Raw genomic sequence first — 26335 nt, forward strand, 5'->3', positions numbered from 1 at the left:
CACAAAGGAAGCAACCAAAAACTGAAAAAGGCAAGGATATTTTCCTCACCTTTTTCAAAGATTCCACAGTTTACCTAACACTTTCGAGCAAGCCTTCTAATTCCTCTTTGGCCAAGCGACGCCATTCTCCACGTTTCAAATCCTCATCCAAGGTCAAAGTTCCCATGGTCAGACGTTGCAAGTCCATCACTTCCTTGCCACAGTAGGCTACCATGCGTTTAACCTGATGGAATTTCCCCTCGGCAATAGTCACACGAACTAGACTTTGGTTTTTTTCTCTATCAAGAGCCACAAGCTCCAGTTTGGCAGGCTTACAGGTAAAGTCTTTTAGCGGAATCCCTTGTGCAAATGTCTCAATGTCTTCATCCGTCATGATTCCCTTGACCTGTGCCAGATAAGTCTTATCCACATGACGTTTAGGAGAAAGAAGAGCATGAGCCAGTTGGCCATCATTGGTCAAGAGTAGGAGTCCATGCGTGTCGATATCCAAACGTCCCACTGGGAAAACTTCCTTTGATCGAGCTAAATCATCTAACAAATCCAACACAGTCTTATGTTTAGGATCTTCAGTCGCTGAGATAACCCCCTGGGGCTTGTTCATCATATAGTAAACAAACTCCTCGTACTCTAGCTTTTGCCCGTCAAAACAAATCTCGTCTGTCTCTTCATTGATTTGTAGCTTGGCAGATTTTTCCTTTTTACCATTGACCGTCACGCGCCCTGCCTTTAGAAAGTTTTTAACCTCAGTCCGACTCCCGACAGCGCAGGCAACTAAAAATTTATCTAATCTCATAAAGCTATTATATCATGAAAAAGCATAGACTTAGAACAAAAAAATAAGCCGCCTGATTGGGCGACTTTATTTTATAGGGAGATTATTATGAAAAATTTTTAGGAGTTAAAGTTAAGGTCTTCTTAACTTATGCTTATAGTATAAGCTAGATTCCTAAAAGTTTTCTTAAACTTTTCTCCTCAAACTTAAATTTCTTTAAATCTTCACTGTTAAAATCAAGCATTGTCTCTTTAAAAAATATAGATCATGAAAATGTTAAGGCCATAAAGAGGAGTAGCATCACAAATAAGGCTAAGCTAACGAGCAAAGTTAGAACTTTAACAAGCGTATTGCTTTGCCAATAGCTGGGCTTTCCGATATTACTAGTTGCATCCATAGAAAAAATTTGAGTTTGTCTTGGTTGAATGGTCACAAGGATGATTAAGGCAATAGCTAAAATAATGGTTAAAATTATCAATAATTCAGTCATTTAACTACCTCAAAAGTCCTATTAAAGTAAACAGCAAACCTATCAAAATAATCAATCCCAACAAGAAAGAGAATGTTTTACTGATTTTTTCACCACGTGTAGATTTTTCTTTTTTGATGGGTTCTTGTTTCATCTCTTCCATACGACCTTCAACATCCTGATAAAATAGATCTTTTTTAGTCATGGCTTTCTCCTAAAATGGTTTCCATCCGCTCCTGATACATGATTGGATCCACATAATTGGCATGGTACCCTTGATCTCCAAGAGCTCGACCCATCTCTTTGACATGAGAAAGGGCTAACTCAATGGTATGAATCATGTCATCAACTGCTTCCTTAGCGAAAATATGATTTGGAGCTGTATAGCGGCGATTATGGGCTGTTTCCTCAAAAGCTAGGACCAGTTGGTTGTGTTCAAAAGCCTGACGAACAGCTTGAAGTAGTTCATTCCCATAGTTGATATCCAAATAGATATCTGATAACTGATAAAGCTCCTGAATCTTTTGGGGACTGGCATTTTGATAGAGTACGACATTGGGATAGCGGAGCATATCCAGCAACTTGGATGACATCTCTGTCACTGCTGCGATTCGGAAAGTAACCCTTGGTAAACTTTCCACCAGTTTTTCGACTTGCTCTAGTTGGTCCGAATTGGTCACTATCAAGGCATCAGGACGAACAAAATTATCACGCTTAAAGTGATAATGATAGCCTAAATGACTAAACTTATGATGGAATTTTTCATCCGTCAACTGCAAAGCGCGTTCATAGGTCGCATAATCTGGAATGATAATGGTCTTAGCTCGAAGCTGGTCATTCTCCAAGATTAGCTGCATATTTCCTGGTATATCATTATGTAATGGTTCTTGCCAAACTAGAATATCCTGACCTGATTTGTCTGGGAAATGGAAGGAAGTCAAAAACGATGTAGATAGGGTATTAAAGAGAATGTGGTCAAGATTCACTTTCAAACCTTGCAAGAAGTCTATGATAAAGGCCACTCGACCAGAAAAATGGCGCAATCCTTGACCTTCCAAGGTCAGGAGAATATCACCTGTGACATGGTTTTCCAAAATAACTTCTTTTTGATCTACATTCCGATAAGAAGTCATAATAGCTTGACCAGATCCATCAAAGGTAGTCTTAGCAAAACAAGCTCCAAAACGATTGTAGTGATCCACTTGGAAGATGCGGCCTGCTGGTGTTTTCCATTCGACTTTTTTTACCAAACGAGCCTGTAAGCCATCTGCAAAATGTATCACTGCTCGTTCTTGATTGAGGTCATTGATGGTTCCAAATTGATTATTCCCAGCAATCTCCCAAAAGTCTGGTACAGGAACTTGGTTAAAGTACAAGGGTTTACCGCTGTCATAACCCAAATAATAGGTGAAAGGTGAGACAACTCCATCTGGCAAAAATCCATCTGGTTCAATAACCACAGCCAAATCAGACAGGCCTGCCTCAGTCAGACTATAGTGCAAATCTTGGCTTTCTTGATTATATAGATCAAATAACTGAATCATCCACTACCTCCTTGATTGTTTTTTCCCATTTGTTCAAAATCTCTTGAGTCAAGAATTTCTCAGCAATCTGGTAGGATTTTTCTCTCATACTTTCCAAACGATTTTCCAAATACAGTTGGCAGATTTTTTCTGCATAAGCTTTCTTAATTTCATCTTCGACATGGTCAGATGAACTTGGAATCAAGTAACCATTTTCGCCATCTTCGATGAAGGTTTGATTTCCATAAGGAACATCAAAACCAATCAATGGCAATCCTGAACCAATTGCTTCCATGAGAGTCAAACCAAATCCTTCACTTGTAGAAGCAGTTAGATAAACTTCATACTGTGAATAGATTTGGGAAAGTTCTGCATGGCCCTTGAGTTTAATATACTCTTCTGCCTGACCTGCAGCGATAATCTCATGTAGACGTCCTTCTTCGCCACCACTACCGTAGATATCAAAGGTTAATTCTGGCAATTCCTTATGAGCCTCAATCACAGCCTTGACAAGCCAATCAATATGTTTTTCCTTAGCTAGACGCGAAGCTGTAATGAGAGAAAATGGCTTACGGCTCTCTTGTGGTTTTGTTAATTGGTCAACACTTCCAACTGGAATGGTCACAATCTTAGGAGCATGTGTGGTATAGTGAGCAAACTGTTGCTCTAGAACTTCCTTTTGACGATCCGTTGAAACGATAAAGAGATCGACCTTATCTGCATTGGTAAACTGGTAGTCATAATAGTTGTTCCAAAGGATATAATCATCATTGGTCGCATTTTCACTATAGTGCTCAGCGTGAACGACAACAGCAAGGTGAGCAGCACGCGCTTCTTCAAAGACCACCTGACCAATTCCTGTCTCACGGTCTAAAATCACTAGATCTGATTTACTTAACCCAAGTGTCTGCATGAAATAACGGATCAAGGCAGGCTTCCCGTATAAAATGCGATCCTTGAAACGGTAGACTTCCTCGGTCCCTTGATTCATGAACATTTCATAAGCCGGAGTCCCATCTTCATTGTAGAAGGTTCTTTGATAGAGTGTCGCTACATTGTCTTTAGGAGCAAAATATTCTGTGCAGTAGCGTGTGTATGAGAAGTAATCCTTGCGGATTAATTTACCAGCATACACATACTCCACATGTTGAACAAAATCTTTTTCCTCATCTACCAAATAACAAGTGATAAACTTGTCTTCATCTGAGAAGAAGATTCGTTCAATTTTCCCATTTCGTTCACGACGGCTTTCTACACCTTCAAAGTAAGCCAAAACATCATCTACCGTCACACTGGTCGGTGCAATCTTGATGTCTGTGAAATGAGTGTAGAGCCAGATAACCTGATCATCATCAAAACCGATATTTGCTGTTAAATGCTGGATATTATCACCCAAAATCATGTCTGTAAAGATAAACTTCGACGGCAGATTCAGGCTGCGAAAAATACCCGCACGATAAGCTTGGGCATATTCAACACCACTGCTGGCCCAGCCGATTCCTAAATTTATATTGTAAATTGTCATATTGTCCCCTTTTTATGGAAAATGGGTTACGATTTCGCCCTTAGGTCCCATCTGTACCAAGCCCATCAAGATATTCCGTACCATATCTGAACGAATCTGCTCTTTCATGGTTTCAAATCCCATATAGGCTTCTCGGTAATATTCTACGATCGGATTCGTTTGACTGGCTGATTGTCCGCCAATTGCCATCATCAATTGTTGCAGGTAGTCCACCTGTTCCACCCAGTTATCATCAATGGCTTTAAGCATGGAAACTCTCAAAAATTGGTCATATAAATCATGAGGTTCTAACAAGGTCTTCTTATCATTTAACTCATTGTTAATGATCTGAATCAGGAAATTTCTCAACGCTTGTTGATCTTCAATGACTAGATCAAGAGGTAATTCTCTAATATTAAAACTGATATTCGTGACAATATAGTGAAATAATTCTTCTCTAGTTTTTATGTTTTCAGATAAAATTGTTTCAATATACTCGTCAATCATCTCAGATAATACATCTCGAAGATCCCTATCTCCGTTTATTAAACGATTTCTTTCCTTATAGATGAGATCACGTTGGATATTCATACTCTCAGCATATTCTAGTGTTCTCTGTCTGTTGGCGCGACTAGCACTATCACTTGCATTTTGAGCTTTCTCAACCAGTCTGTGGTATTTTCTTCCCTCAAGGACTTGTGGTTGAGTAATATCTGCAACACTGTACTCTTTGTACATTCTGTGAACCCAGGATGGACCGAACTTCTTGATAACATCATCTTCTAATGATACAAAAAACTTCGACAGACCTGGATCTCCTTGTCTACCCGAGCGTCCTCTAATTTGCAGATCGATTCGCTGGCTTTCCATTCGTTCTGTACCGATAACTACTAGGCCACCAAGCTCGGCAACTCCAGGTCCCAATTTAATATCTGTTCCTCGACCTGCCATGGATGTTGCAACCGTCACGGCTCCCATCTGACCTGATTCTGAGACAATTTGTGCCTCACGCGCAGCATTATTGGCATTCAAGACGTTATGGGCGATTCCTTCCCGCAACAGTAGGGACGAATAGAGATGCGACATCTCAACCGATCCTACAAAGACTAGTAGTGGGTTTCCTTTGAGATGGTATTCCTTGATACATTCAAGTGAAGCATAAACCTTTTCTGGTAGTGTTACATAAAGATTGTCTGGATAGTCTTTTCGGATCAAGGGACGATTAGTCGGAATTCGGATAACAGACATATTATAGGTTTCCAAAAATTCCTTCTCTGCGACCTTCCCAGTCCCAGTCATTCCTGATATCTTATTAAACATTTTGAAAAGACTTTGATAGGTAATAGAGGCCATTGCTCGCGTTTCAGGAGAGAGTTTCACATGCTCCTTGGCTTCGATGGCCTGATGAAGACCTCCCTGCAACTTGGTCATTTCCATCAAACGACCTGTTCCTTTATCCAGGAGAATCATTTCATCATCTCGAATGATGTACTCCTTATCTCTCGTGAACAACTTATGAGCTCTCAAGGAATAGACTAGATGTCGTACATAAGTCGCGTATTCTTCCTTATACAAGTTATCAATCCCTAGGAAGCTTTCAGCAGTTTTAGCCCCCTTTGTAGTCAACCATATCTCTTCTTTTTCTTCTTTAAAGATATAGTCTTCATTTTCAACCATAGTTGTTACTAAAGTATCGATGATGCCATAGTAGTTGGACTGAACACGAGGAGATCCCGCAATGATGAGTGGGGTCTGTGCACTATCTAGTAAAATATCATCAATTTCATCAATGATGACATAGTCAAATGGGCGCAAAAACTTTTCATTACTACTGGAAGCTAAATTATCACTTAGATAATCAAAACCTAGACTACTATTGGTTAAATAGATGATATCTGAGTTATAAATTTTCTTTTTATCTTCGGCTTTTAATTCTTCCTCAGGATCATCAGTGAATGGGATCCCTATACTTAAGCCTAAGAATCGATAGACCGGCCCCATTTCCTCTGCGTCACGTTTAGCTAGATATTCATTGGTCGTAATCAACATGGCACCTTTACCAGTTAGGGCATTGAGATAAAGAGGCATAGTCGCAGTCAAAGTCTTTCCTTCACCGGTATTCATCTCCGCAACATTCCCCTGGTGGATGACAATGCCCCCCATAACTTGAACGTCATAAGGAAACATCCCTAGGATTCGCTTATCAGCTTCACGTACAACTGCAAAAGCTTCAACAAGTAAGTCATCTAGGGTTTCCCCCTCTGCTAAACGTTGACGAAACTCTACCGTTTTTACTGCCAAGGCTTCATCGCTAAGAGCTGCCATCTCATCTTTGAGACCATTGATCTTTTTTAAAGTAGCTCCGACTTTTCTGAGTTTTCTATTTTGATACAAACTATTAAACACGATCATACTCCTTAATTGAGAAAGAATAAAAATCGAGTGACTCAAACCCAGCAGCAATGAGAGAAACTCTATAGGTATAAGCCTCCTCAGGATAAACGAAAGAAAAAGATAGGGTTTTCTCAACTTTTTCTTCTAGCACTTCTTCGTAACGGTCCAAGAAAACTAGTTTTATGTAAATGCTATTTTCAGGATAACAAGTCATATTCATGGTGAATTGATAGCGATGATTTCTTTTTAAGAGAGGTAGGCTGGGTTGACTTCTACCACCTTGATAATTCAAGCTTGAAAGCCATGATTTGAGAACTTCTCCTGGAGCTAGTAATGGATTTGAAAGACTGATATGGCCATCTTCCCAAAACTGAACTCGAGTTCCATACAGGTAAGTTGCTCCCATATCTCCCCAGAGTATGTCTTCTCTTTGATTTATAATCATGTCTCACCTCTTCCAAATTCTGCTTGTAATATCATGTTATAAAAATGGATAAACCAGATAACGTTGGTTTCTGTATCATCATTGTGTCGACCTGCTGTTCCTTTTGATAAGATCTTCGCTCCAGTTTGACAGAGCGTAGTGACTAGCTGATCATAGGCATGACTATCCATATCCTCATCCTTCATGTAAGAAAGACCAAACGTCGTTTGAGAAAAATCTGCTTGTTTGAAGGCAGACCAAAAACGGTTATCCAACTCATCCATATGGGCCGGGCTGATCCCTCCAGTTTGATGGTGGAGCACGTCAAATCCTGTTGGAAAGATACCTGGTGCTTCCAGTCTACCACGTTTAGCAATTGTCCCTAAATTTGCTAAGGGTTTACCCACAACGATTCCTTTCGGTTCAAAGAATGAGCCATAGTAAAGAGAAGGGAAGGTTCCCATTGATAAACCTGATAAAATCAAATCTTTTTTTTCAAAACCTAAATATTCCTGATAATGTTCAATCGTTTGTTTGATTTTTTCTTCTAGTTCTTCACTGCCTAGGTAAAAAGCTCCACCTATTAAGCGAGGGTCCGAGAACAAAATGAAGGGGCACTTGAAATTTTGCATCATCCAGTATCCTTCAAATCCCTCGGCAGGTCGGAATCCTGAAAAGTAAACAGCCAATGGTGGCTTAAAATCCCCAGGATGAAAGAAGTAGTTAATCTCGTCTCTCTTACTATCGTGTAAAATATTGCCTCCAAGGACAAATTTCCCAAATTGTTTACGGGTCCAACGCTGATGTAGATTTCCCAATTTTAAGCTTCCCTGACCACGCGCTTCAATAGACATACAGAGGTGGGCATTGTAATCCTGCTCCATGACTAGAGCCGTTTCTAGTTCCTCTTCTGTATACATCAAGTCTTCAACCACATCCGAAACTGAACCTTCAGGCATTTTTCGAACACGAAACTGAAATTCTACACCTTCACTTTTTTCATACTCTAACCACACCTCGATTGGAAGTTTTGTTGATGATACAAAGTTGTATTTCCAATTAGCTACTTGGGAAAACTCAGAACCAAAATCTCCCTCTAAGAGCAAATATTCAAACCCTTGATAAGAAATAGAACCCTTAAAACTTGGATGGACATCAATTGCAGAGGGATTCAACTTATCTCCATAACCACCACCAAATAAGGAAGTTGATAAATCTTTTAATAGCCTCTGTGGATCTGAAAAGTCGATTGCTTGGGCACAGCGTTTCTTGATTAAATCTAAAATAAGAGGGTTGCTTGTTTGAAACTCTTGGTTATAAAAAATCGTATAAGGATCGATCATTTTAATAATTGGTAATAGGTCAACCAAGTAACGGCCGTCTTCAATGAGAATGGCATTAAACTTGCGAATCTCATCCATTTTTATCGTTTCCTTAAGTACCTTAGGAGAATTAGGATAAAAATAATACCATTCCATTTTCTTAGGGATCTCATAACGATGTTTCCAATTTCCCGTCCCTATCTGTAGGATTTTAAGATCCTTTGACATTTGTACTCTCCTCTATCCATTGATCTAGTTTTTCCACAAATTTTTCACCTGTATGTTCCTTGATTTTATCAATCGAGTAGATTAAAGACTGATTCCATTCTTTTAGGGTATCCAGGTAGTGATGGGCCGCTTTCTTAAATTCTGTGATGGTAGAAAGCAGGTAGCCATTTTTCAAATGGTCAACATAGACAGTCTCTACTTGATTCACCTGAGGAATTCCTGCACTAATCCCTGCTATTTGGGTATATAGGTGAGGTTGAGGATTCAAATCAACAATCAAACGCACATATTCTAATGTCTTAATCATTTCCAATTCATCATTGATGTTTAACAGGCGATAACGGAGTTTCTGCTGTGCATTTTCCTTTAAAGGATTTTCAGCCCCTTCATAGTCAACCGCTTTTTCAAAACTCTTTGCTGGGAATTTTTCATCTATGATCTCTTGAATTATATCTGCCACTCTCTCCATCTGGTCGTTATTGGCAGCAAAAGCACCGAAAATTACCTCAGTGTCTTTGGTCTCTGCAAGGAAGGATAAGATTTGGAAAAGTCCTTCTTTGTCCACTTCTTCTTCAAAATTAAGTTGATAGTAAATAATGGATTCCCTCTTTGTCTGACTTTTTCCCAATCTCAAACGAGTATCAAATGGCGATAAATGTTTGAACAGATTGTATTTATCTGGATACAATTCCTGCAAAAGCTGAAGGCTATCCTCCCTATCAACCAAGACCAAATCGACTTTGGATATAGGACCAAGAAGGTCTCTCATAGTCTGCTTTGGATTGCGACCGATGAAAAGGCTCAAGATTTTCGGATTTGCTTCAGGTAAACGATTTAGAACAAAATCGTTATGCCGAGAATCAGATGGGACAATAAACAAATCACTACTCTCTTCAATCTTCTCGAGTCGTTTCTCAAAAAATTCAGCAACCAACTGCCCCATATCACTATAATGGAGCGAATGAAAACGAAAGGCAAAAATAGGATTAATCTCTACCCTACCATCCTCTTGTAAATACTCTCTGAATTGCCAAATCCCTTTAGGATTCAGGTAATCTTGACAAGCTGGATAATTGTCCTGATAATAAATGACACTCGAAACAAAGCCTCTGTCATCCATAATATAGCGTTTAGACATTTGCCCCTGGATATCAAAATACTGGATATCACTAATAAATCCTTCCACTCCATGCTCAATCTGAGCATAGCGATTTCCATCTTTTTGGACAATAATGGCGAAAGGACTGTATATAAATTCACAGTCCTTATCCCACTCGATATCTCTGATATTCAAGACTTGTGGAGAAATATCAGTAATATCCTGCATCTCATCAAAAATAGAATATACTTCAGCTTCTAATACACCATGACGATGTAAAAAATAGCGAAGATGTGGCTGATAAGCCAAAATCAATAGACGTGTCGATTGTTCCAACCTATCTAGTAGACGAATCTGATTAAAGGTATCGTCAAATTCTAATTTAAATTGTGAAAAGTACCAAGGGGTTATATCAGCATGCCACTGCTGATGGCTACCATACCAAGCCGGAATAAAATAATACATAACACTCTCCTAAATCAGTGGTTTATAAGTTTCATTTAACTTCAGTGCTCTAATTTCATCTTTAATGTTAAAGATCATACCACTTAAAATCATAAACAAACCTGGTATCATACTCACTCTTAATAATTGTTCATCCATTAAAACAAACAACATCGGTAGACCTGCGAATAACACATTAAAGATACCACCTACAATAGCAAACTTGAATACTAGATTATTGATATATTTACTAGTGTCCTCACCTGGATAAATGCCATAAATATACTCGCCAGATTTTTTCATCCGTTCTGCCACCTGCTCTCCACTAATATTGACAAAAGCAAAGGCAATACTAAAGACAAACAAGGTCGCTATATAGGTATAGATCCACAAGGGTTTCCCCATCGCATATTGGATCGTTATTTGTTGATAAACTGGATTTCCTGGATCAAATAATTGCAACAAAAGAAACAAGTACGTTGGTAAGTTAATTAAACTCATCACGTACATGAAGGGCATCCCACCTGCAGGATTCAGCATTATATCAAAATAAGAATAACGCTTAAAGCGAGAGTGGAGACCAATCTTATTGACTGGAATCCGATAACGAGCACGATAAAAAATTGCAATGAGATAGGCAAAAACGATCCCCATCGCTCCGAGTATTTCAACAATCCACATAGGAATCCCTAATTTTTGTATCGATTGTACAATGTCTTGGGGAATATAGATAATCATACTGGTCAACAAGATGACAATAGAGCCACCAACACCTATCACCGAGTTAATATCTGATAACCATATCAAGAAAAAGGTTCCAGCTATCAGCAATATCGTGTTGAGTATGAGTACCAAAAGTGTATTATAGTTGTCCTTGATTGGTAGATTTACCGCTAAGGCTAGCGATTGAATCAAAGCGATTGTCAAGGTTAGATACATCTTTCTCCTATCCTGAACCTCAGTCGAACCAGAGGCAAGATTCAAACGCTTAGAAAAGGAGAACATCTGCCATAAAATCATCGATGACATCCAAGGAGATAAACCGACTGAAAAGATTGACAAGCTCCGTAGATTTCCACCTGTAATTGCGGTTGAAAAGGCCAAATAGGCGGTAGCACCGCCAAGGAAATCCCTGCTATTCAAATCGATAAAAGGAAGAGTAATTCGACTCCCTAATACATAAACAAAGAGCAGAAACAAGGTTCCTAGACCTTTCTTTACTGCTATAGATGAAAAAAATCGTTTCACGAAATACTCCTTTTCATTAGTTATAGGTTGCAGTCAAATCACTCAAGCTGTTGTTACAAATGAGATTTGAAAATTATATCATTCTTCACTCATCCTCTAATCTTACAGGTAACTCTCAATCACTTGGTAATTAGTTAGTATCCAAGTTTTTCATAGCAGCTACCAAGTCCTCTGGTTTATCGATAGAGAAAATGCCATCATAGATACTATCTTCAGCTTTTTTTCGAGTGTCTTCAAAAGCAAAAATTTTCTTTCCTCTTTCTTTTGCTCTTGAAACTACATCCAAGACTTCATCACCCCTATTAATATCCAAGTAAATACTGGAATCATCCAATAACCAATCAATTCTTTGATGAAGGATAGACTGGTACAAAGTCATATTAGGATAAGAGGATAGCTTTGTGACCGACTCAATACAGTAAACTGGAGCTGCTAGATGGAAATGCCAATCTGGTAGGCTACTAATCAAATACTCTAAATGCTCCACATTAGCACTCCAAGTCACAATCATCGCTTGTTTTTGAGATTGATTACTCCGTTTAAAGTAGTTCAAACTAGAACGTTTAAAAGCAATCTCTGTCCAATCCAAATCTCTATAAGTCCACCAGAGTTCACGAAGCCGTGAAATACTATAGGTGTTCCATGGCTTATCATGACTAGCAAAATGAACAATTACTGGTGGCTGATCATCCAGACGTTGACACTTCTGGGTTAGATGATAAGTATCTACACCAACCATATAATTATAAGTTTGGTCTAAGGGCAGCCATTTGTTTTCAAAGTAAATATTTAAAATACTTTGATCCCCTAGATGCACAGCCTGATTCTGTTCTGCTGCTAATTCTAATAGACTATTAACAATTAAGTGCTCTTTCCATTTTGCTACATCCATGATTAAAACACCAGAATTAAATCCTGATTCCCTACCTTCGTAGGCATATACATCATCGACAGCACCTACATAATAGCCTTGAAGATCCATTGTATATAAAGGTGACAAGTCCCCTGTCACAATGATATCTGAATCAAGATACAGAACTCGTTCAGAATGAACCACTTCCGTAGCAAAAAAACGAAAGTATGAAGCGTAATTTAAATGAGGCCCCGTCTTATAACCTTCAAATATCTCTTTGTTCAAATGGACATTATGAATAGTAGAATTCACAACTGTCATTTTCTTTGCTAATAACTTGAACCACTCTGGTGCGATATCACTATTTAGTATATAAAAATCAACATCTTGATTATGATATAAAATCGATTTGATGGTTGTTTCTAACTGGATGAGATAGGCATTATCTGCCGCAAGTACAATTGACTTTCTCACTATTCTCTCTCCTTCATATAGCACTTAATTGCTTCTACTAATTCTTCTGGTCGACTTTCAGAGTAAACACCTGCATAGCAAGTATCAGGCAAATCTGGACAACGACTACTATCAAAACTGAGCATCGGCTTTTGGTATTTTTGAACCAAATCATAAATGTAAGTTAGTTTTTGATCCATGTTTAGGTCTAAATAAAGATCCGATTGTTCAAGAACATTCTCCACTAAAAGAGGGAAGGAATTTGGATAGAGAGTCACATTTTGAAAAGCCGATAAGCGCTTCAGTTCATCTGCCATAAATGTATGAGCAGCAATGTAAAAATGGACCTCAGGCAAGTGTTGAGCCAGATAATCTATTTTCTTAACACACCAAGAATTGGTTAGGTTCATGCATCTTAACTTAGGTTTGTAAACATCTGCAGTACAAACAAGATTCTTTTCTCTCCAAGTAGATACAATATATGACCACTCCATCATGGAATAGTGCCACCATTGGTCTCTGAGACGACCAACAGAGAATTGGTTCCAAGGTTTATCTGGAGAGATATAGTGTAAAATTTTTGGAAGAGGTGTTAGCGGAATATCAAAGACAAAACGATGATTCATTTCAGCTGCACCAGCATCAAAACCTATTTGAAAATTATAGGTATCTTCTAGCTGATAGCAGCTATCCCTAAAGAGAATATTGAGAATAGACTGATCTCCTTCTCCCACGTTTTCATGCTCTCTCTCAGTTAAATCAACCAATCTCTGTCTGATGTCATTTGATTTCCACTTTTTATTATTGATTAATAATACACCTGCATTAAAACCAACTCCTGCACCAAAACAAGAACGAGCTGCTGCCAAATAATTTTCTTCTAGTTCTATTTCAAACAGCTGACTCAAATCACCAGTCACAACTAAATCACTATCTAAATAGAGAACCTTATCTTCTTCGACAAAATCTGGAATAAAGTAGCGGGCAAAGGTCATGTGATTGATATGAAGCAACTGATTGGTCCAGTTCATCTTATATTTTGCTCCAATGACCTTACAATCAATCAAATCCCCACCCATTTGTTGAATATAGGTCCGAATATTCATAAACCATTCTTGTGGAATATCTTGATTAAGTACATATATTTTCAAATGGCTATTGTGGCGACAGATTGATTTTATAGCAGTTTCAATTTGACGAATATAGGCATAATCTCCTGCAAAGATAACTGACTGCTGTTTTTTCATTCGTTCTCCTTTTACTGAGTTGCTTTTGATAAATCAGCAACTATTTGACTTGTATAGGTCTCATCTTCGATAAATTCAATATCTTGATCAAAATTATATTCAGCCGTATGTTTATGGGCAAATTTAACCTTAGTTTTAGCTCCCATCTTCATCCACTCATATTCTGAGTCGATGTGTCCAATATCTAAGACCTGATAGCCTTTCTGACTTAGACGGTAAGCCAAAACCTTGGCTGTAGGTCCAAGCATACATAAAACAAGACGCCCAGCTGCATGCTTTTCTATCTCTTGCTCAATCTCATCGATACGCGAATAGGCACTATGAGATGAACAAACGATTCGTTTAATCGATTTTGCTTCATCAAATAAATCATTGCCGACACCCGAACGTGAAGTAGCCCCTTCTACAATGAGTAGGTCTTGACTTTCCCAAATACTTTTCAGTTTATCAAATTGACCTTTGGCCTGACTCTTATCTTCGAAATCAATGTAAGGACGTGATACAAAGGTTGAACCATACCACGAACCCGTGCAGAGTTCGCGATAAAAGCCCATATAATGATCCATATGTTCTTTCCAGAAGGGAATGGCCCATGATGTAAATTTGAAACGATCCGTAAAAGCATCAGGAAGGCAGACTACTAGGTCTTTCGTACTTTCTAAACCTATAATCTCTCGCATGGTAGAAACGAGCTCTTCATCATAGTTTTGGTAGGGAATTGAATGACCAGCTAGCATATTAATCTCACCATCTCCAAAGCGAACTAAAGACGACTGGTGTTCAATGATATAATCCAGAGTTTCATCAATGCTCTTAACCTGAATAGGATCTTCTTGTTTTGCTAGCGGTTCTCCATCAAGGAGTTTCTGTAGATCTGCCAACATCCGTTCAGGGTGCTCGCTCGAATATAATCTTTGACCATGATAGCCATTTTGAGATTTATAAAACGCAAATACAGGCTTAGACAGTTGAGCTATATCTGCAACCATGTTTGAAGTTGAAGTTTCTAGGTTAATATCCAGATAAACATCCATCTGCTCTTTTAGTTCTTCGAGTTTTTCTTTTGAAATAGCTGGATGGAGGTGAATATTTGGATAACGATTGGATAGGTCATAGAGTTTTGGACCCATGCTTGTCCAGGCTGCTACATGAAAGGCTACATTCGGTAATTGTTCTGCTAAGTAGTCTAATTGTTCTAGTTCTTGAGAAGCCGTAAAGGTTAAACACGTTAATTCTGGAACTTGATAAAATCGTGTAAAGTGCCCATTCTCCTTGAAATCTTTGATTGCCTCAATCATCAAAGCAGTTTTCCCTGTTTCAAATAAAACTTGGCCACAATTTCCATGTTGGGTGGATTGGAAAGCCAGCATTGGTTTCCCTTGTTTTTTCATGGACTCCAACATCGATTGCTCCACATTGCCATGGTTAATATCAAGGTAGATTGAAGCTAAATTTTTAAGATTTTCTAATACTGGAGGAACAATTTGAGGATGTAAGCGGACATTATCATAACTTGCCAGCCTTTTTAGCTTTTCTCCCATATCGGTCCAGGCTGCAATATGGAAAATCACGTCTGGTAAAGATGTAAGCAGTTCTTCTATTCCTTCTAAATCTTGCGATGTTGTAAGCGTCAAGCAAGAAAATCCTCGATTCTGAGGGGAAACTAGTTCAAACTCACCCATATGGTGTTGCAAAATTTGCGTCCATTCTAAATCATGAAAATCCCACCAGAGATCACGGTAGCGATTAGCTATCAATGTCGTCCATGGTTTTCTATGAGATAAAAAATGCAAAACAACAGGTCTATAGGATGATTCATCAAAAAAATTTGGCCAATTACTATAAAAAGCGACAACATCATGTCCAACTTGCAAATTGAATCGACGGTCCAATTCTAGCCAATTATCCTTGACAACCTGATTAAAAATAGTCTGATCACCATTGAAATTTTTAAAACGACCTTCTGCTACTATTTTTAGAGTTTCAATTGATTGAGAAATTAGTAACTCTTTAATATTCTCTTTTTTCCATTTGGCATTGTTAATTAGCAAAACCCCAGTATTAAAGGTAACACCCTCTGTATCCCTAACAGCAGCCAGCCACTTATCTTCAGGATTGATAGTAAATAATCCCTCTAAAGAATCATTCACAATCAAATCCGAATCTAGATATAAAACCTTGTCTTCTGGAATGTAGTCGGCTATAAAATAGCGAGCATAGGCAATCGCACTGATATGATCCTGCTTGCTCCACTGTTGAAACACGGCTTGCTCGGGTAACTTCACATCGATAATGTCACTTCCCAGCATTCGAGCTATTTTGCGAGGCTTCCGAAACCAATCAGGCATAATATCTTGGTTTAAAATATAAATATTAAGATCTCGATTGTGATATAGAATGGACTTGATAGTTGTTTCTAGTTGGGAAGTATAGCTGCAATCCCCAGCTAGTACAATTGCTTTTTTCATATGTTCTCCTAGTTAATTCCTAAGTGATAGATGGCATCTACCAGTAATTTTTTTGTAAAATAACCCTCTTTTAGCAAATAACTAAAGGTCTTTATCCGATTCGTCATTTCTTGATATTCTTGTAGATTCATTTTATCAACTATCTCATGAATCTCTTCTAGGCTATCTGCCACAAAGCCCAAGCCTTGATCTACTATAAATTTAGCAGTTGATAAGCTACTTGGTACAATGACTGGGATCCCGGCTGTCAGATAGGTGCTAACCTTATGAGATGTATTCAGGGTGTAATATTGGTTACTTTCTCCATCATTTTGATGAGTTCCCCAGACAAGACCAAATCCACCTTTTGATAATTCTAGCAACAGTTCCTCATCTTTTTTCCATCCTTCAATACTAAGATTTCTAGCACTAAAACTAGCCTCCCCTTTATTTGAAAATACTCTTAAAGGCGTATCTTGAGACCAATTTTGTAAGTCTGGAAAACGCTCTAAACTTCCAGCAAAAAAGAGTTCTTTTTTAAAAGCCGGAGTGTATAAGGATAAATCATGAGGATGGTCCCACATCCCTTGAACGAGGATTTTCTTAGTTGTCAAGCCTTCTTCCATCAAGCGTGCTTTCATTCTCTCTGATGGAACTATCAAAACATCTGATAGATTATACATATACATGTATTCTTTCATGAGATAATAGTTACTATCAAACATGAGAGGAACAACGTCATGAATAAAGCAAACAATTTTCACCTGCATATCCTTCAGCTTATCAAATAAGACACGATCAAATTCAAAACCATTCCAAGTAGGAGATTGAAAGACTAAGATATCACCAATAGAGATACTAGCCATAATCCCATCCAGACGCTTATTCATTTCAGAAGGGCTATCTGAAGCAATATTGTAAAAATAAATGCCAACCTCTCTAAATCCCAGTTGACTGGCTATTTTTTGTACAGCATTTTGGGCTAGAATAACAGTACTATCACCAGCCATACCGTATAAGTTTGTTAAATGTAGTTTCATATTGTATTATCTCATTTTTTATTACTACGGTAGTAAAGACAATTTTTCCATCATTCTTCTATAAATCTCCGTAGACTGCATATTTTGTACTTCTAACTTCGCTATCACTATTTGTAATCTATTTTTATAAACTAAAATATGATTGGTCAAGTCATAATCTAAACTTGCCAAAATAGAGATTTTCTCTTCCCTAGCCTCTATTTCATCATATATACGTTTTTCGCTCCATGTATTTGATAAAGTACCAGTCAAACCAACACGGTACCAGTAAATACAACGATTTAAATAGACCACCTTCGAAGCTTTTAGAAGTACCTTCCATGTCCAGTATGTATCCTCAGCCATTTTTCCTATAGGAAATGGTAAATCTTGTAGTAACTCTCTCTTGAATAATTTCAAATAAGCTACAGTCCAATTCCCAGTTTTCATTTCTTCGACACCTTCTCTATCTATGATTTCTTTTCCTTCTATCACCTCAAGAGAATCATCTGGATTAGAATCATAAAACAAATATTGGCAACGTGATTCATCGTAACAATTATAACGTCCGATACTAATATCCGCATTTTCTTTTTTCAATGCATCATATAACAGTTGTAAAGCATCATGTTCCAACCAATCATCAGAGTCTACAAACGTAACATACTCCCCCTCCGAACGTTCAATCCCAAAATTTCTTGCTGAAGATGAGCCACCATTTTCTTTTTCAAAGTAACGGAAACGAGCATCTTTAGCAAGATATTCTCTACAGATATCTGCTGAATTATCTGGAGAACCATCATTGATTAATAAACACTCAAAATTTTGATACGTCTGATTTTGAATGCTATTCAAACACATTCGCAAGTAATTCTCAACGTTGTAGATTGGAACTACAATACTGATTAATTCATTCTCCATACTATAATTTTTCTTCTCCTAAAAATTTTTTCATCTCTGTCACCATTCCATTTGCATCTTCTTGTCGAAAAACTTTACTAAATCCACTTGAATCATGATTGGTATTCTCAAAAGCATAAACAGGCTTATTCTGTTCTATTGCTCTATGAACAATACCATCCACCTCTCCCCAATGGTTAATATCTAAATAAATATCTGATTTCTTCAACAAATCCTCAATAATATCATCATGATGAACATTTGTGTATATATTCACGTTCTCATAACGATTGAAACTTTCAAGATAATCCGAAATATTTGTTTTAGCTGCTATATGGAAAGCTACCTCTGGAAGATTCTGAACAAGATAGTCTAGGTTTTCTAAAGTGTCTGAAGCTGTTAAAGTAAAAACATGAAATTGGTGTTGTTTCCTAGGAATGATTTTTAAATCCTCCTGAGAAGTAACGATAGAATTAGCTGGTATATCTTTATAAATTAGGGCATTTGCTCCAATAATGACATTATCTCCAATCGTCACCCCTTTTAAAATGACAACATTGGTTCCAATCCAGCAATTTTTTCCTATCGTTATTTTATCAGCAGTAAATTGAATTTTTTCGATATGGTAATTTGAGTATTTATGATTATGGTCAAAAATCCTTACCCCATCTCCAAACATGGTATCCTTACCAATTTCAATTTCTTTACCACAACGAATCGTACAATGGTCATTAAAGAAAACTCTATTTCCAAGTGTTAATTTAGCATTATTAGCTACTTCTAAACTTACAAATGAACGAAATGTAACATCTGTTCCTAATTCAATAGTACTGGTGGGGGAAATCTCTATATGATGAAAATCTCCTAATAACTTTACAGAATCTTTAAAATCCATGTTTTTCTTCCACTTCTCTTAATTTTTCAATCATTTCTTGAACTTGTTCTACTTTGTAGGTTATCTGTCCAACTTCACGATATTTTGTATTCTCAAAAGCTAAAATCAACTTTCCTCTTTCTGAAAATTGATCTAACATTTCCTCTGTTTTTTCACCATGATTAATATCTAAAAGTACCTGACTAGTCTCAATTAATTCTTGATCTAGTTCTGCTAAATAATTAATTCCAGCATAAACAGTTACATTTGGATAGACCAACAATTGTTTCAAACGATCACTGACCATCACTCTAGCCGCAATCTTAAATTGAATATTAGGCAAAGATTGAATCAATGTCTCAATTTGTTCAATCTGATCTGAAGACGTATAAATTAAACAAGTAAGCGGTTCTCTGATAGGATAGATATGTGATTTTTGTAATGGATGTAAATGATGATTTTTTCCTAACTCTGTCCATTCGAGACTATGATAATACCACCAAACATCACGATAGGTCTGCGCAGCTAAATCAAACCACGGCTTTCTATGTGAGAGATAGTGGATAATACCAGGATAATCTTGACCTGCTGGTAACTCATAATCTGTGAATTGCTTATGAATCACAACATGGTTATTGTCAAATTCCATCTCTAGCCATCTATTTTCAAAGAGCATATTTAAAATACTTTGATCTGCTTGATCCACCTTATCATGCCACTCATTTGTCAAATCTATCAAGCGTTGGGACATATTTTCTTGTTTCCACAAACGATTGTTGATTAGTAAAACACCCGCATTGAACATTTCCCTACCATAGTATACTCTTCCTCCATAATCTCGAACAGCTGCTAATGGATAGTCTTGCAAATCTGTTTCAAACAAGTTATCCAGATTTTTAGTTACTACCAAGTCGCAATCTAAATAGAGAGCCTTATCTTCTTTCACAAAGTCAGATACAAAATAACGCAAAAATACTGTGTAACTAATATCTGTTTTATAACGCGAAATTTGCTCAGAAGTTACCCGACAATTGATAATCTCTGAATCATATACTTCTAATCGCTTATTTAATTGTTTAAACCATTCATTAGGAAAATCACTATTAATCAGATAGAACCGAATCGAGCGATTATGGTAACAGATAGATTTAATAGTCGTCATGACCTGCTCAACATAGGCATAGTTAGCTGCGAGGACAATAGCTTTCTTAAATTCCTGATTTTGAGTCTGAAGTAAATCTAATAACATCTTCTTCTCTTTTATCTGATCTAACACATGAGATTCTGATATTCCTCTGTTATTACTTTCAGAAGTTATATGATTTAAAATAAATTTATAAGCATGTATATGTTCTGACATTGGATAACCTAATGTTGATAACAATGCCAATCTATCTTCTATAGCGTATATGCAATCTCTAATCCATTTTTCATCCCAAGTATTTGAAATACTTCCACTCCTAACTCTGTAGATATAAGCAGCTTTATTAATATAAACAATACTTTTAGAAGCTAATAATATTTTCAAATTAAATACTGTATCTTCAGTCACTATTCCTACCGGAAAACGAAAATTAGAAATAATTTCTTTTCTATAAATTTTTCCCCAAGCAACTATCAATGCTGAATTTAATAATCTATTAGAATCATTTAAACAATCCACTATAGAGACATTGTCATAAAGTTTCTCAAAATAATTTCCAGATATATGAAAATAGAAATTTGAATCAGACTCATTAAACTTACAATAATTTCCAACCGCAATATCAGCCTGATACTCCGTTATTTTTTTATATAGGGTTTCTACATAATCTAACTCGACCCAATCATCCGAATCAACAAAGCTCACATAAGATCCAGTCACTCGATCCAAGCCCATATTTCTTGCTTCCGCTTGACCACCATTTTCTTTTTCAATATAGACAATTCGATTATCTTTTTGTGCGTACTCTTGACAAATTGTGCCCGAATTATCTGTAGAGCCATCATTGATAACGATAATTTCAAGATTTTTATAAGTTTGGTTTATTAAACTATCCAAACATTTTTCTAGATAATTTTCAACATTATAAACGGGTACAATCACAGTAATTTTTTCAGTCATGTAGTCGCTCTCCTTTCCTACTATTATAACATTTTTTTTTTGCTATTTTTTGAGCTATTAAGGAATTTCAATTTCAAAAATATATTTATTTCATTGACAGTATCGTTCATACAGTGTTAAATTATAATTACTTTCCAAATTAAATAATCATACAAAAACAAAAGTAAAATAGCTTAATAAATTCAATATTGTAATCTCGCTGTAATTATATGATAACATTTTCGAATAATCAATCCTAAAGATAAATTTTTATAGTGAAATGAATTAAAAACTGAACAAAATAATTAGGAAATTTAAATCACTTTATAAAAATATTTTAGTAACTGTGGTGTGCTATTCCAGATTCAACTCACTATAATTCATCTCAAGTATATTTTAGGTATCTATCGATGTAAATAACCTTATTATTTTATACTATACTAAAATCAAAAAAACATCTTATAATAGTAGTTATGAAACTTACAAATGAAGAAATACAAAAAATTGAACAACTCCTAAGAGATTCATCGTACGCCAAATATCATAAACGTCTACAGATTATTTATTTTCGCTCAAAAGAAAAGTGTTATAGTCATTTAGTTTTAAAAAGCACTCTAATGATTCAAAGATATTGGGGACTTCCCTTAATAAAGCTGTCACTTTCTTTTTCAAGACAGCCCAAGCTTGCTCAATGGGATTCAAATCTGGTGAATAAGGTGGTAGAGGTAAGAAAAAGTGTTTATCTTTGACGCAAAGTTCATCCAAGATGTTCTTGGGATGAAAACTAGCATTGTCCATGACAATGACATGAGGTGTCTTCAAAGCAGGCAAGAGCTGCGTTTTGAACCACTTCAAAAAGAAGTCGCTCGTCATGCTTTCCTTGTAAATCATAGGAGCTATAAACTCTCCATCTACTTGTCCTGCAACAATTGAAGCCCGCTCAAAACGCCGTCCACTAATCTTTTCATAGACTTTCTCTCCTCTAGGAGCCCGTGCATGAGGACGATAGAGGTAGCGGTCGATTCCTGTTTCGTCAATATATACGACTGGTAAATCTTTTAGGTTATCCAAAATATCAAGAAATTCAGCGACTTTCTCTGGATCTTGTTCCTTAAAGCTAGTCGTCTTTTTTTAAAGTGACATTGATCTGCTTTAAAGCTGCCCATACTGAAGGAACAGCACAATCAAAATGTGCCGCAATTTCCCGTAAAAAAGCATCTGGATGAGCCTCTACAGAGGTCTTCAACTCCTCCAAAGGAATTTTTCGGCTTTTGGCGACTCGCTTTTTCCGTTCTAAGTGCCCTTGTTCACGTAATTTCTTTTCCCAAGTAAAGAGAGTTCTAACGCCAACATCAAAAACTTTGGCTGCCTCGACATGGCTGTGTCCCTCTTTGATGTAATCTAATGCTTCTTGTCTAAAATCTGTACTATATGCCATAACTTTATTATAACATGTATTTTATAAACTAAGCGACTATATCCCACCTTACGCACCAGAAATGAACCCTATTGAACAAGTCTGGAAAGAAATTCAAAAACGAGGTTTTAAAAATAAGGCTTTCCAAACATTGGAATCTGTCATTGATAAGCTTCAAGAAGTTATTCAAGGACTGGAAAAAAGTATTTTAAAGTCCACTGTCAGCAGACAATGGATGAGGTTGTTTTTTGAAAACAATTGAGTATTAGAATAGCTATCTGATAAACGTAAAAAGCAACCTACATCAAAAACGAGATAACATTCTAATTTTTGAGTATAGGTCACTTTTTCTATCTAAAAATAGAGAAAAATCAATTTATAAAATGTGTTTGACTAACCTTCAAAATATTTAGCTGCAATTGCTTTTTTGACCAAAATTTGTTGATAAGATTCCACGTCCCCATGTTTAAGAGTTTCTTCTTCATGAATAGATAATCGCCATTTATAAGCTTGAATTTCTCTATCTAATAACTCCTGAGGAGCTCCAATTAATTGGAGAATAGTCATACGTTCTTCAATACTCTTTAAGGGATATACATCTGCAAGATTGACTGTCCTTGTAACACTTGTAGAACGTTTTCTATGGATATAAATAGCCTTATTCATAAAAGCAATTTTATCTGCCTGAAGATAAACTTTATAAGTTGTGTAATCATCCTCTACACTTTTATCTGTTGGATATACAATATCTTTAAATAGCTCTGTCTTGTATAACTTCGCCCACGGAACTGTGAAGCATTGACTGAAATTATACTTACTATCATATTGATGGTTAAACCATTCAAATGGCGTATAAGTCTTCTCAAAATAATCATCTGCTCCTACATGAATCAAAAAACTAGCTTGATCATCCAAAAATTGAGTAAAGTTTCCGATTGCAATATCTGCATCTGTTTTTTTCAATAAATCATAAAGATTTTGGATATGATCCAACTCCAACCAGTCATCATTATCTGCAAAAACGATATAATCCCCAGTTACCACTTCCAAGGCACGATTGCGGCTAGAAGAAACTCCACCATTTCTTTTATGATAGACTTTAACACGTGCATCTTGCTTTTGATAACGTTGACAGATTGCGGCTGAACCATCTGTTGAGCCATCATTAATCAAAATAATTTCAAGATTTTGATAGGTTTGTTGAACGATACTATCCAAGCATTTTTCAAGATATAGTTCTGACATGTAAACAGGAACAATAACACTTATTTTTTCCATCATTTTAATCATATACTCCTTTTCTGATGCAATATCTAAAAACCAAAGTCGATTTCAGTACAGTGCGATTTCTTTAAGATACATTCTAAATCAATTCTAATATTTCTGAGAACAGATCAATCATGTTTAACTTTCCCAGCATTTGGTAAGTATTCTTTTATAAATCCTGATATATCCTTACTCATGATTTTATCCAATCGTTCAGAAATAATGTCTTCCGGCCAATTCCACCACGCAATTTCTAACATCTGTTCACGGAAAGTAGGATCTGCTATGCGATAACGAATAAGCTTAGCAGAATTTCCTCCAACAATAGCATAGGGTTCCACATCCTTGGTTACTACAGCACCTGTTGCTATCACTGCTCCATCTCCAATAGTTACCCCTGCCATGATTTGAACATTGTTTCCAATCCAAACATCATTCCCAACTCGAGTTGGACTTTTCAAAATATGATCATCAGTCATCTGCAGAGGCTCATCCGTGTAAAACACCTCTAAACTCTTGAATGGATAGGTTGTAATCAACTCTAAATCATGATTTGCTGTTACAAATTGAACATTTTGTCCAATAGAACAATAATCACCAATAATGACCTGGCCTCCATGGTCATAGTCAACTAATTGAGGAATACCATAAGTATGATTGCCCACTGTTAAGGCCCCGTAGTCAATCAAATAGCGACTAGTAAATTTCGTCAGGTAATCAAACAGATCCGAACGCGAATTATAGACACGAATTTCCAGAGGAATCGTTTCCTGATGCAAACCTTCCCAATAAGAATAGCCGACTTCCTCATAACAACAGTCAAAAACTGCCGTCAACTCTTTCGAGCTAGAAAATAGTTGAAGTTTTTTCTCCTGCATATGCCAAAACCGCTCATTATCATGACCGGTTCCACCAATATCCTTGATTTGACCATCAGGTAAAAGTTGAAAAAAGCGCTGATGTTGCTTATTTTTATGTGAAAACATGCAGAATTTTCCAGATAGCAATTAAAACTTCCCCCTCCAACTAAATTGACTATATCTATCAGTGTGCCTACAATATGAATAACTTGTCATCTAACTAAAACTTTTATACAAATTTAATGTTATTTACCATTAATATAGAGATACTATATAGCATTCTGTTATTATGTACATCTTACCACAAATAGCCTTATAATAAAAGCAACTTACATAAAAATATCAATGCTATCCAAAAATTGATAATTAATAAATTTACATACAATTAGCAAATCGGAAATATGATCATACACGATTTAAAGTCATGCCATTGAAGTTTCATTTTTTCAAGGATATTAATCCACAAGCAAAAAGAGGTCTTAAAGCCTTTTTTACCATAAGCTATAATCGTACAGGAAAAATGCGAATACAACTATAGATCATTATGGGACGGTTACAATAGATGGAAAAATCAAGCTCTTTTAACTGACAACGAAAAATCATCTTATTCTTCTTTTTCTTATCAAAGCGGCGAGATTGGGGTGTTTCCAAAGGGACAATAAGGTGTGACATTAAAATAACCTCCAGTACTGTTTTTTCTACTAACAGTATACCGGAGGAATGGAAAGTTGGCTAGGTACTCTGTTATGGGGCGGTTACGAAATTTCTACTCTTTTTGATTTTAAACGAGTCTTACGAATCAACAAAACTCCAACCAGCTAATACTCACTTCCTATAGACAAAAACCTCCAAGAATTTTACAATCCTTGGAGGCTTTCTCATAGCTTACCTAGTCTTTTAGCAACTTTATAAAACAAGGCTTATTCTTCATCATCGCGCTTACGACGCTTAGCTACTAATCCTAATCCTGTTAGACCTGCTACAGCTCCTAGGAGCAGATTTGTAGCCGAAGTTGCTGTTCCAGTATTTGGAAGTTGCTTACGTGTCTTAGTTGTATCAGTTTGAGGAGCTTGACTAGTCGAATGAATCATAGATGCGCTTATGCTTGCTGATTGGCTCGCACTTGTTGACGCTGATTCAGATGCACTTGTGCTTGCTGATTGACTCGCACTTGTTGACGCTGACTGGCTAGCTGACGTGCTTGCTGATTGGCTTGCACTTGTTGACGCTGATTCAGATGCACTTGTGCTTGCTGATTGGCTCGCACTTGTTGACGCTGATTCAGATGCACTTGTGCTTGCTGATTGACTTGCGCTTGTTGAAGCACTTTGGCTTGCTGACGTGCTTGCTGATTGGCTCGCACTTGTCGATGCTGACTGGCTTGCTGACGTGCTTGCTGATTGGCTCGCACTTGTCGATGCTGACTCAGACGCTGAGGTGCTTGCTGATTGGCTTGCACTTGTTGACGCTGATTCAGATGCACTTGTGC

Annotated in this window: 20 protein-coding genes and 2 pseudogenes; 1 reads left to right on the forward strand and 21 read right to left on the reverse strand. The window is 36.9% G+C overall.

Annotated elements, in window-relative coordinates; genetic code table 11:
- Nucleotides 1–70 precede the first annotated feature (70 nt).
- From QM450_RS04250 to QM450_RS04335, 18 genes and pseudogenes are all read right to left on the reverse strand, one after another.
- Nucleotides 71–793 carry a pseudouridine synthase gene (locus QM450_RS04250; protein WP_153225671.1) on the reverse strand — a complete coding sequence of 241 codons (723 nt, stop codon included), beginning with the start codon at nucleotides 791–793 and terminating at the stop codon, nucleotides 71–73.
- 244 nt (nucleotides 794–1037) lie between these two features.
- Nucleotides 1038–1262, reverse strand: coding sequence for an accessory Sec system protein Asp5 (gene asp5, locus QM450_RS04255; RefSeq protein ID WP_075230877.1), 225 nt, complete (start codon nucleotides 1260–1262; stop codon nucleotides 1038–1040).
- A gap of 4 nt (nucleotides 1263–1266) precedes the next feature.
- Nucleotides 1267–1446 (reverse strand): accessory Sec system protein Asp4, encoded by a 180-nt coding sequence (asp4, locus tag QM450_RS04260; protein WP_075230876.1) that lies wholly within the window; start codon nucleotides 1444–1446, stop codon nucleotides 1267–1269.
- On the reverse strand, nucleotides 1439–2785 hold the full coding sequence (gene gtfB, locus QM450_RS04265) for an accessory Sec system glycosylation chaperone GtfB (protein WP_414319765.1): 1347 nt from the start codon (nucleotides 2783–2785) through the stop codon (nucleotides 1439–1441). Before gtfB ends, asp4 begins: the two co-directional genes overlap by 8 nt.
- Nucleotides 2769–4289, reverse strand: a complete 1521-nt coding sequence (gene gtfA / locus QM450_RS04270; protein ID WP_414319766.1) for an accessory Sec system glycosyltransferase GtfA — start codon at nucleotides 4287–4289, stop codon at nucleotides 2769–2771. The genes gtfB and gtfA overlap by 17 nt, the downstream gene beginning before the upstream one ends.
- A 12-nt stretch (nucleotides 4290–4301) precedes the next feature.
- Nucleotides 4302–6680, reverse strand: a complete 2379-nt coding sequence (gene secA2 / locus QM450_RS04275) for an accessory Sec system translocase SecA2 (RefSeq protein WP_414318112.1) — start codon at nucleotides 6678–6680, stop codon at nucleotides 4302–4304.
- Entirely contained in the window at nucleotides 6667–7107 is a 441-nt protein-coding gene (asp3, locus tag QM450_RS04280; RefSeq protein ID WP_315640015.1) for an accessory Sec system protein Asp3, read from the reverse strand. The genes secA2 and asp3 overlap by 14 nt, the downstream gene beginning before the upstream one ends.
- Nucleotides 7104–8636 carry an accessory Sec system protein Asp2 gene (gene asp2, locus QM450_RS04285; protein WP_315640016.1) on the reverse strand — a complete coding sequence of 511 codons (1533 nt, stop codon included), beginning with the start codon at nucleotides 8634–8636 and terminating at the stop codon, nucleotides 7104–7106. Before asp2 ends, asp3 begins: the two co-directional genes overlap by 4 nt.
- Complete coding sequence (gene asp1, locus QM450_RS04290) at nucleotides 8620–10200, reverse strand: accessory Sec system protein Asp1 (RefSeq protein WP_315640017.1); 1581 nt, start codon at nucleotides 10198–10200, stop codon at nucleotides 8620–8622. The genes asp2 and asp1 overlap by 17 nt, the downstream gene beginning before the upstream one ends.
- Before the next feature lie 9 nt (nucleotides 10201–10209).
- A complete protein-coding gene (gene secY2, locus QM450_RS04295; protein WP_315640018.1) occupies nucleotides 10210–11427 on the reverse strand; it encodes an accessory Sec system protein translocase subunit SecY2 in 1218 nt (405 codons plus the stop codon).
- A 130-nt stretch (nucleotides 11428–11557) separates the two neighbouring features.
- Nucleotides 11558–12754, reverse strand: a complete 1197-nt coding sequence (locus QM450_RS04300; RefSeq protein ID WP_414319767.1) for a glycosyltransferase family 8 protein — start codon at nucleotides 12752–12754, stop codon at nucleotides 11558–11560.
- Nucleotides 12754–13980, reverse strand: coding sequence for a glycosyltransferase family 8 protein (locus tag QM450_RS04305; protein WP_414319768.1), 1227 nt, complete (start codon nucleotides 13978–13980; stop codon nucleotides 12754–12756). The genes QM450_RS04300 and QM450_RS04305 overlap by 1 nt, the downstream gene beginning before the upstream one ends.
- Nucleotides 13981–13991: 11 nt before the next feature.
- Nucleotides 13992–16448: an SP_1767 family glycosyltransferase gene (locus tag QM450_RS04310; RefSeq protein WP_414319769.1), complete on the reverse strand. Its 2457-nt coding sequence runs from the start codon at nucleotides 16446–16448 to the stop codon at nucleotides 13992–13994.
- Between the two features lie 8 nt (nucleotides 16449–16456).
- Entirely contained in the window at nucleotides 16457–17467 is a 1011-nt protein-coding gene (locus QM450_RS04315) for a sugar transferase (protein ID WP_414319770.1), read from the reverse strand.
- Between the two features lie 24 nt (nucleotides 17468–17491).
- Nucleotides 17492–18367, reverse strand: coding sequence for a glycosyltransferase family 2 protein (locus tag QM450_RS04320; protein WP_414319771.1), 876 nt, complete (start codon nucleotides 18365–18367; stop codon nucleotides 17492–17494).
- Nucleotide 18368: 1 nt separating this feature from the next.
- Nucleotides 18369–19241, reverse strand: a complete 873-nt coding sequence (locus QM450_RS04325; protein WP_315640023.1) for a DapH/DapD/GlmU-related protein — start codon at nucleotides 19239–19241, stop codon at nucleotides 18369–18371.
- The gene (locus tag QM450_RS04330; RefSeq protein WP_414319772.1) at nucleotides 19231–21324 is read right to left on the reverse strand and encodes a glycosyltransferase; all 2094 of its coding nucleotides are present in this window, start codon (nucleotides 21322–21324) and stop codon (nucleotides 19231–19233) included. Before QM450_RS04330 ends, QM450_RS04325 begins: the two co-directional genes overlap by 11 nt.
- A gap of 537 nt (nucleotides 21325–21861) precedes the next feature.
- Nucleotides 21862–22741 (reverse strand): annotated as a pseudogene (locus tag QM450_RS04335) (IS630 family transposase).
- Between the two features lie 37 nt (nucleotides 22742–22778).
- On the opposite strand from QM450_RS04335, the pseudogene QM450_RS04340 reads away from it, so the two are divergent.
- Nucleotides 22779–22982: pseudogene (locus QM450_RS04340) on the forward strand (transposase); the annotation flags it as partial.
- 131 nt (nucleotides 22983–23113) lie between these two features.
- Here QM450_RS04340 and QM450_RS04345 read toward each other — a convergent pair.
- The 3 genes from QM450_RS04345 to QM450_RS04355 all read right to left on the reverse strand — a co-directional run.
- Entirely contained in the window at nucleotides 23114–23998 is an 885-nt protein-coding gene (locus QM450_RS04345) for a glycosyltransferase family 2 protein (RefSeq protein ID WP_315640894.1), read from the reverse strand.
- A 116-nt stretch (nucleotides 23999–24114) separates the two neighbouring features.
- Complete coding sequence (locus tag QM450_RS04350; RefSeq protein ID WP_414319773.1) at nucleotides 24115–24972, reverse strand: CatB-related O-acetyltransferase; 858 nt, start codon at nucleotides 24970–24972, stop codon at nucleotides 24115–24117.
- A 794-nt stretch (nucleotides 24973–25766) separates the two neighbouring features.
- Nucleotides 25767–26335: LPXTG cell wall anchor domain-containing protein (locus QM450_RS04355; protein ID WP_414319774.1), on the reverse strand; the 569-nt coding region annotated here is incomplete at its 5' end.

Origin of the sequence: Streptococcus infantis, from assembly GCF_047464615.1 — a bacterium.
GTDB lineage: Bacteria > Bacillota > Bacilli > Lactobacillales > Streptococcaceae > Streptococcus > Streptococcus infantis_Y.

What these genes read in the sequence shown, in the direction of transcription:
- QM450_RS04250 (WP_153225671.1), bottom strand. Translation starts at nt 793, where the DNA reads ATGAGATTAGATAAATTTTTAGTTGCCTGCGCTGTCGGGAGTCGGACT.
- asp5 (WP_075230877.1), bottom strand. Translation starts at nt 1,262, where the DNA reads ATGACTGAATTATTGATAATTTTAACCATTATTTTAGCTATTGCCTTA.
- asp4 (WP_075230876.1), bottom strand. Translation starts at nt 1,446, where the DNA reads ATGACTAAAAAAGATCTATTTTATCAGGATGTTGAAGGTCGTATGGAA.
- gtfB (WP_414319765.1), bottom strand. Translation starts at nt 2,785, where the DNA reads ATGATTCAGTTATTTGATCTATATAATCAAGAAAGCCAAGATTTGCAC.
- gtfA (WP_414319766.1), bottom strand. Translation starts at nt 4,289, where the DNA reads ATGACAATTTACAATATAAATTTAGGAATCGGCTGGGCCAGCAGTGGT.
- secA2 (WP_414318112.1), bottom strand. Translation starts at nt 6,680, where the DNA reads ATGATCGTGTTTAATAGTTTGTATCAAAATAGAAAACTCAGAAAAGTC.
- asp3 (WP_315640015.1), bottom strand. Translation starts at nt 7,107, where the DNA reads ATGATTATAAATCAAAGAGAAGACATACTCTGGGGAGATATGGGAGCA.
- asp2 (WP_315640016.1), bottom strand. Translation starts at nt 8,636, where the DNA reads ATGTCAAAGGATCTTAAAATCCTACAGATAGGGACGGGAAATTGGAAA.
- asp1 (WP_315640017.1), bottom strand. Translation starts at nt 10,200, where the DNA reads ATGTATTATTTTATTCCGGCTTGGTATGGTAGCCATCAGCAGTGGCAT.
- QM450_RS04305 (WP_414319768.1), bottom strand. Translation starts at nt 13,980, where the DNA reads ATGAAAAAACAGCAGTCAGTTATCTTTGCAGGAGATTATGCCTATATT.
- QM450_RS04310 (WP_414319769.1), bottom strand. Translation starts at nt 16,448, where the DNA reads ATGAAAAAAGCAATTGTACTAGCTGGGGATTGCAGCTATACTTCCCAA.
- QM450_RS04315 (WP_414319770.1), bottom strand. Translation starts at nt 17,467, where the DNA reads ATGAAACTACATTTAACAAACTTATACGGTATGGCTGGTGATAGTACT.
- QM450_RS04320 (WP_414319771.1), bottom strand. Translation starts at nt 18,367, where the DNA reads ATGGAGAATGAATTAATCAGTATTGTAGTTCCAATCTACAACGTTGAG.
- QM450_RS04325 (WP_315640023.1), bottom strand. Translation starts at nt 19,241, where the DNA reads ATGGATTTTAAAGATTCTGTAAAGTTATTAGGAGATTTTCATCATATA.
- QM450_RS04330 (WP_414319772.1), bottom strand. Translation starts at nt 21,324, where the DNA reads ATGACTGAAAAAATTACTGTGATTGTACCCGTTTATAATGTTGAAAAT.
- QM450_RS04345 (WP_315640894.1), bottom strand. Translation starts at nt 23,998, where the DNA reads ATGGAAAAAATAAGTGTTATTGTTCCTGTTTACATGTCAGAACTATAT.
- QM450_RS04350 (WP_414319773.1), bottom strand. Translation starts at nt 24,972, where the DNA reads ATGTTTTCACATAAAAATAAGCAACATCAGCGCTTTTTTCAACTTTTA.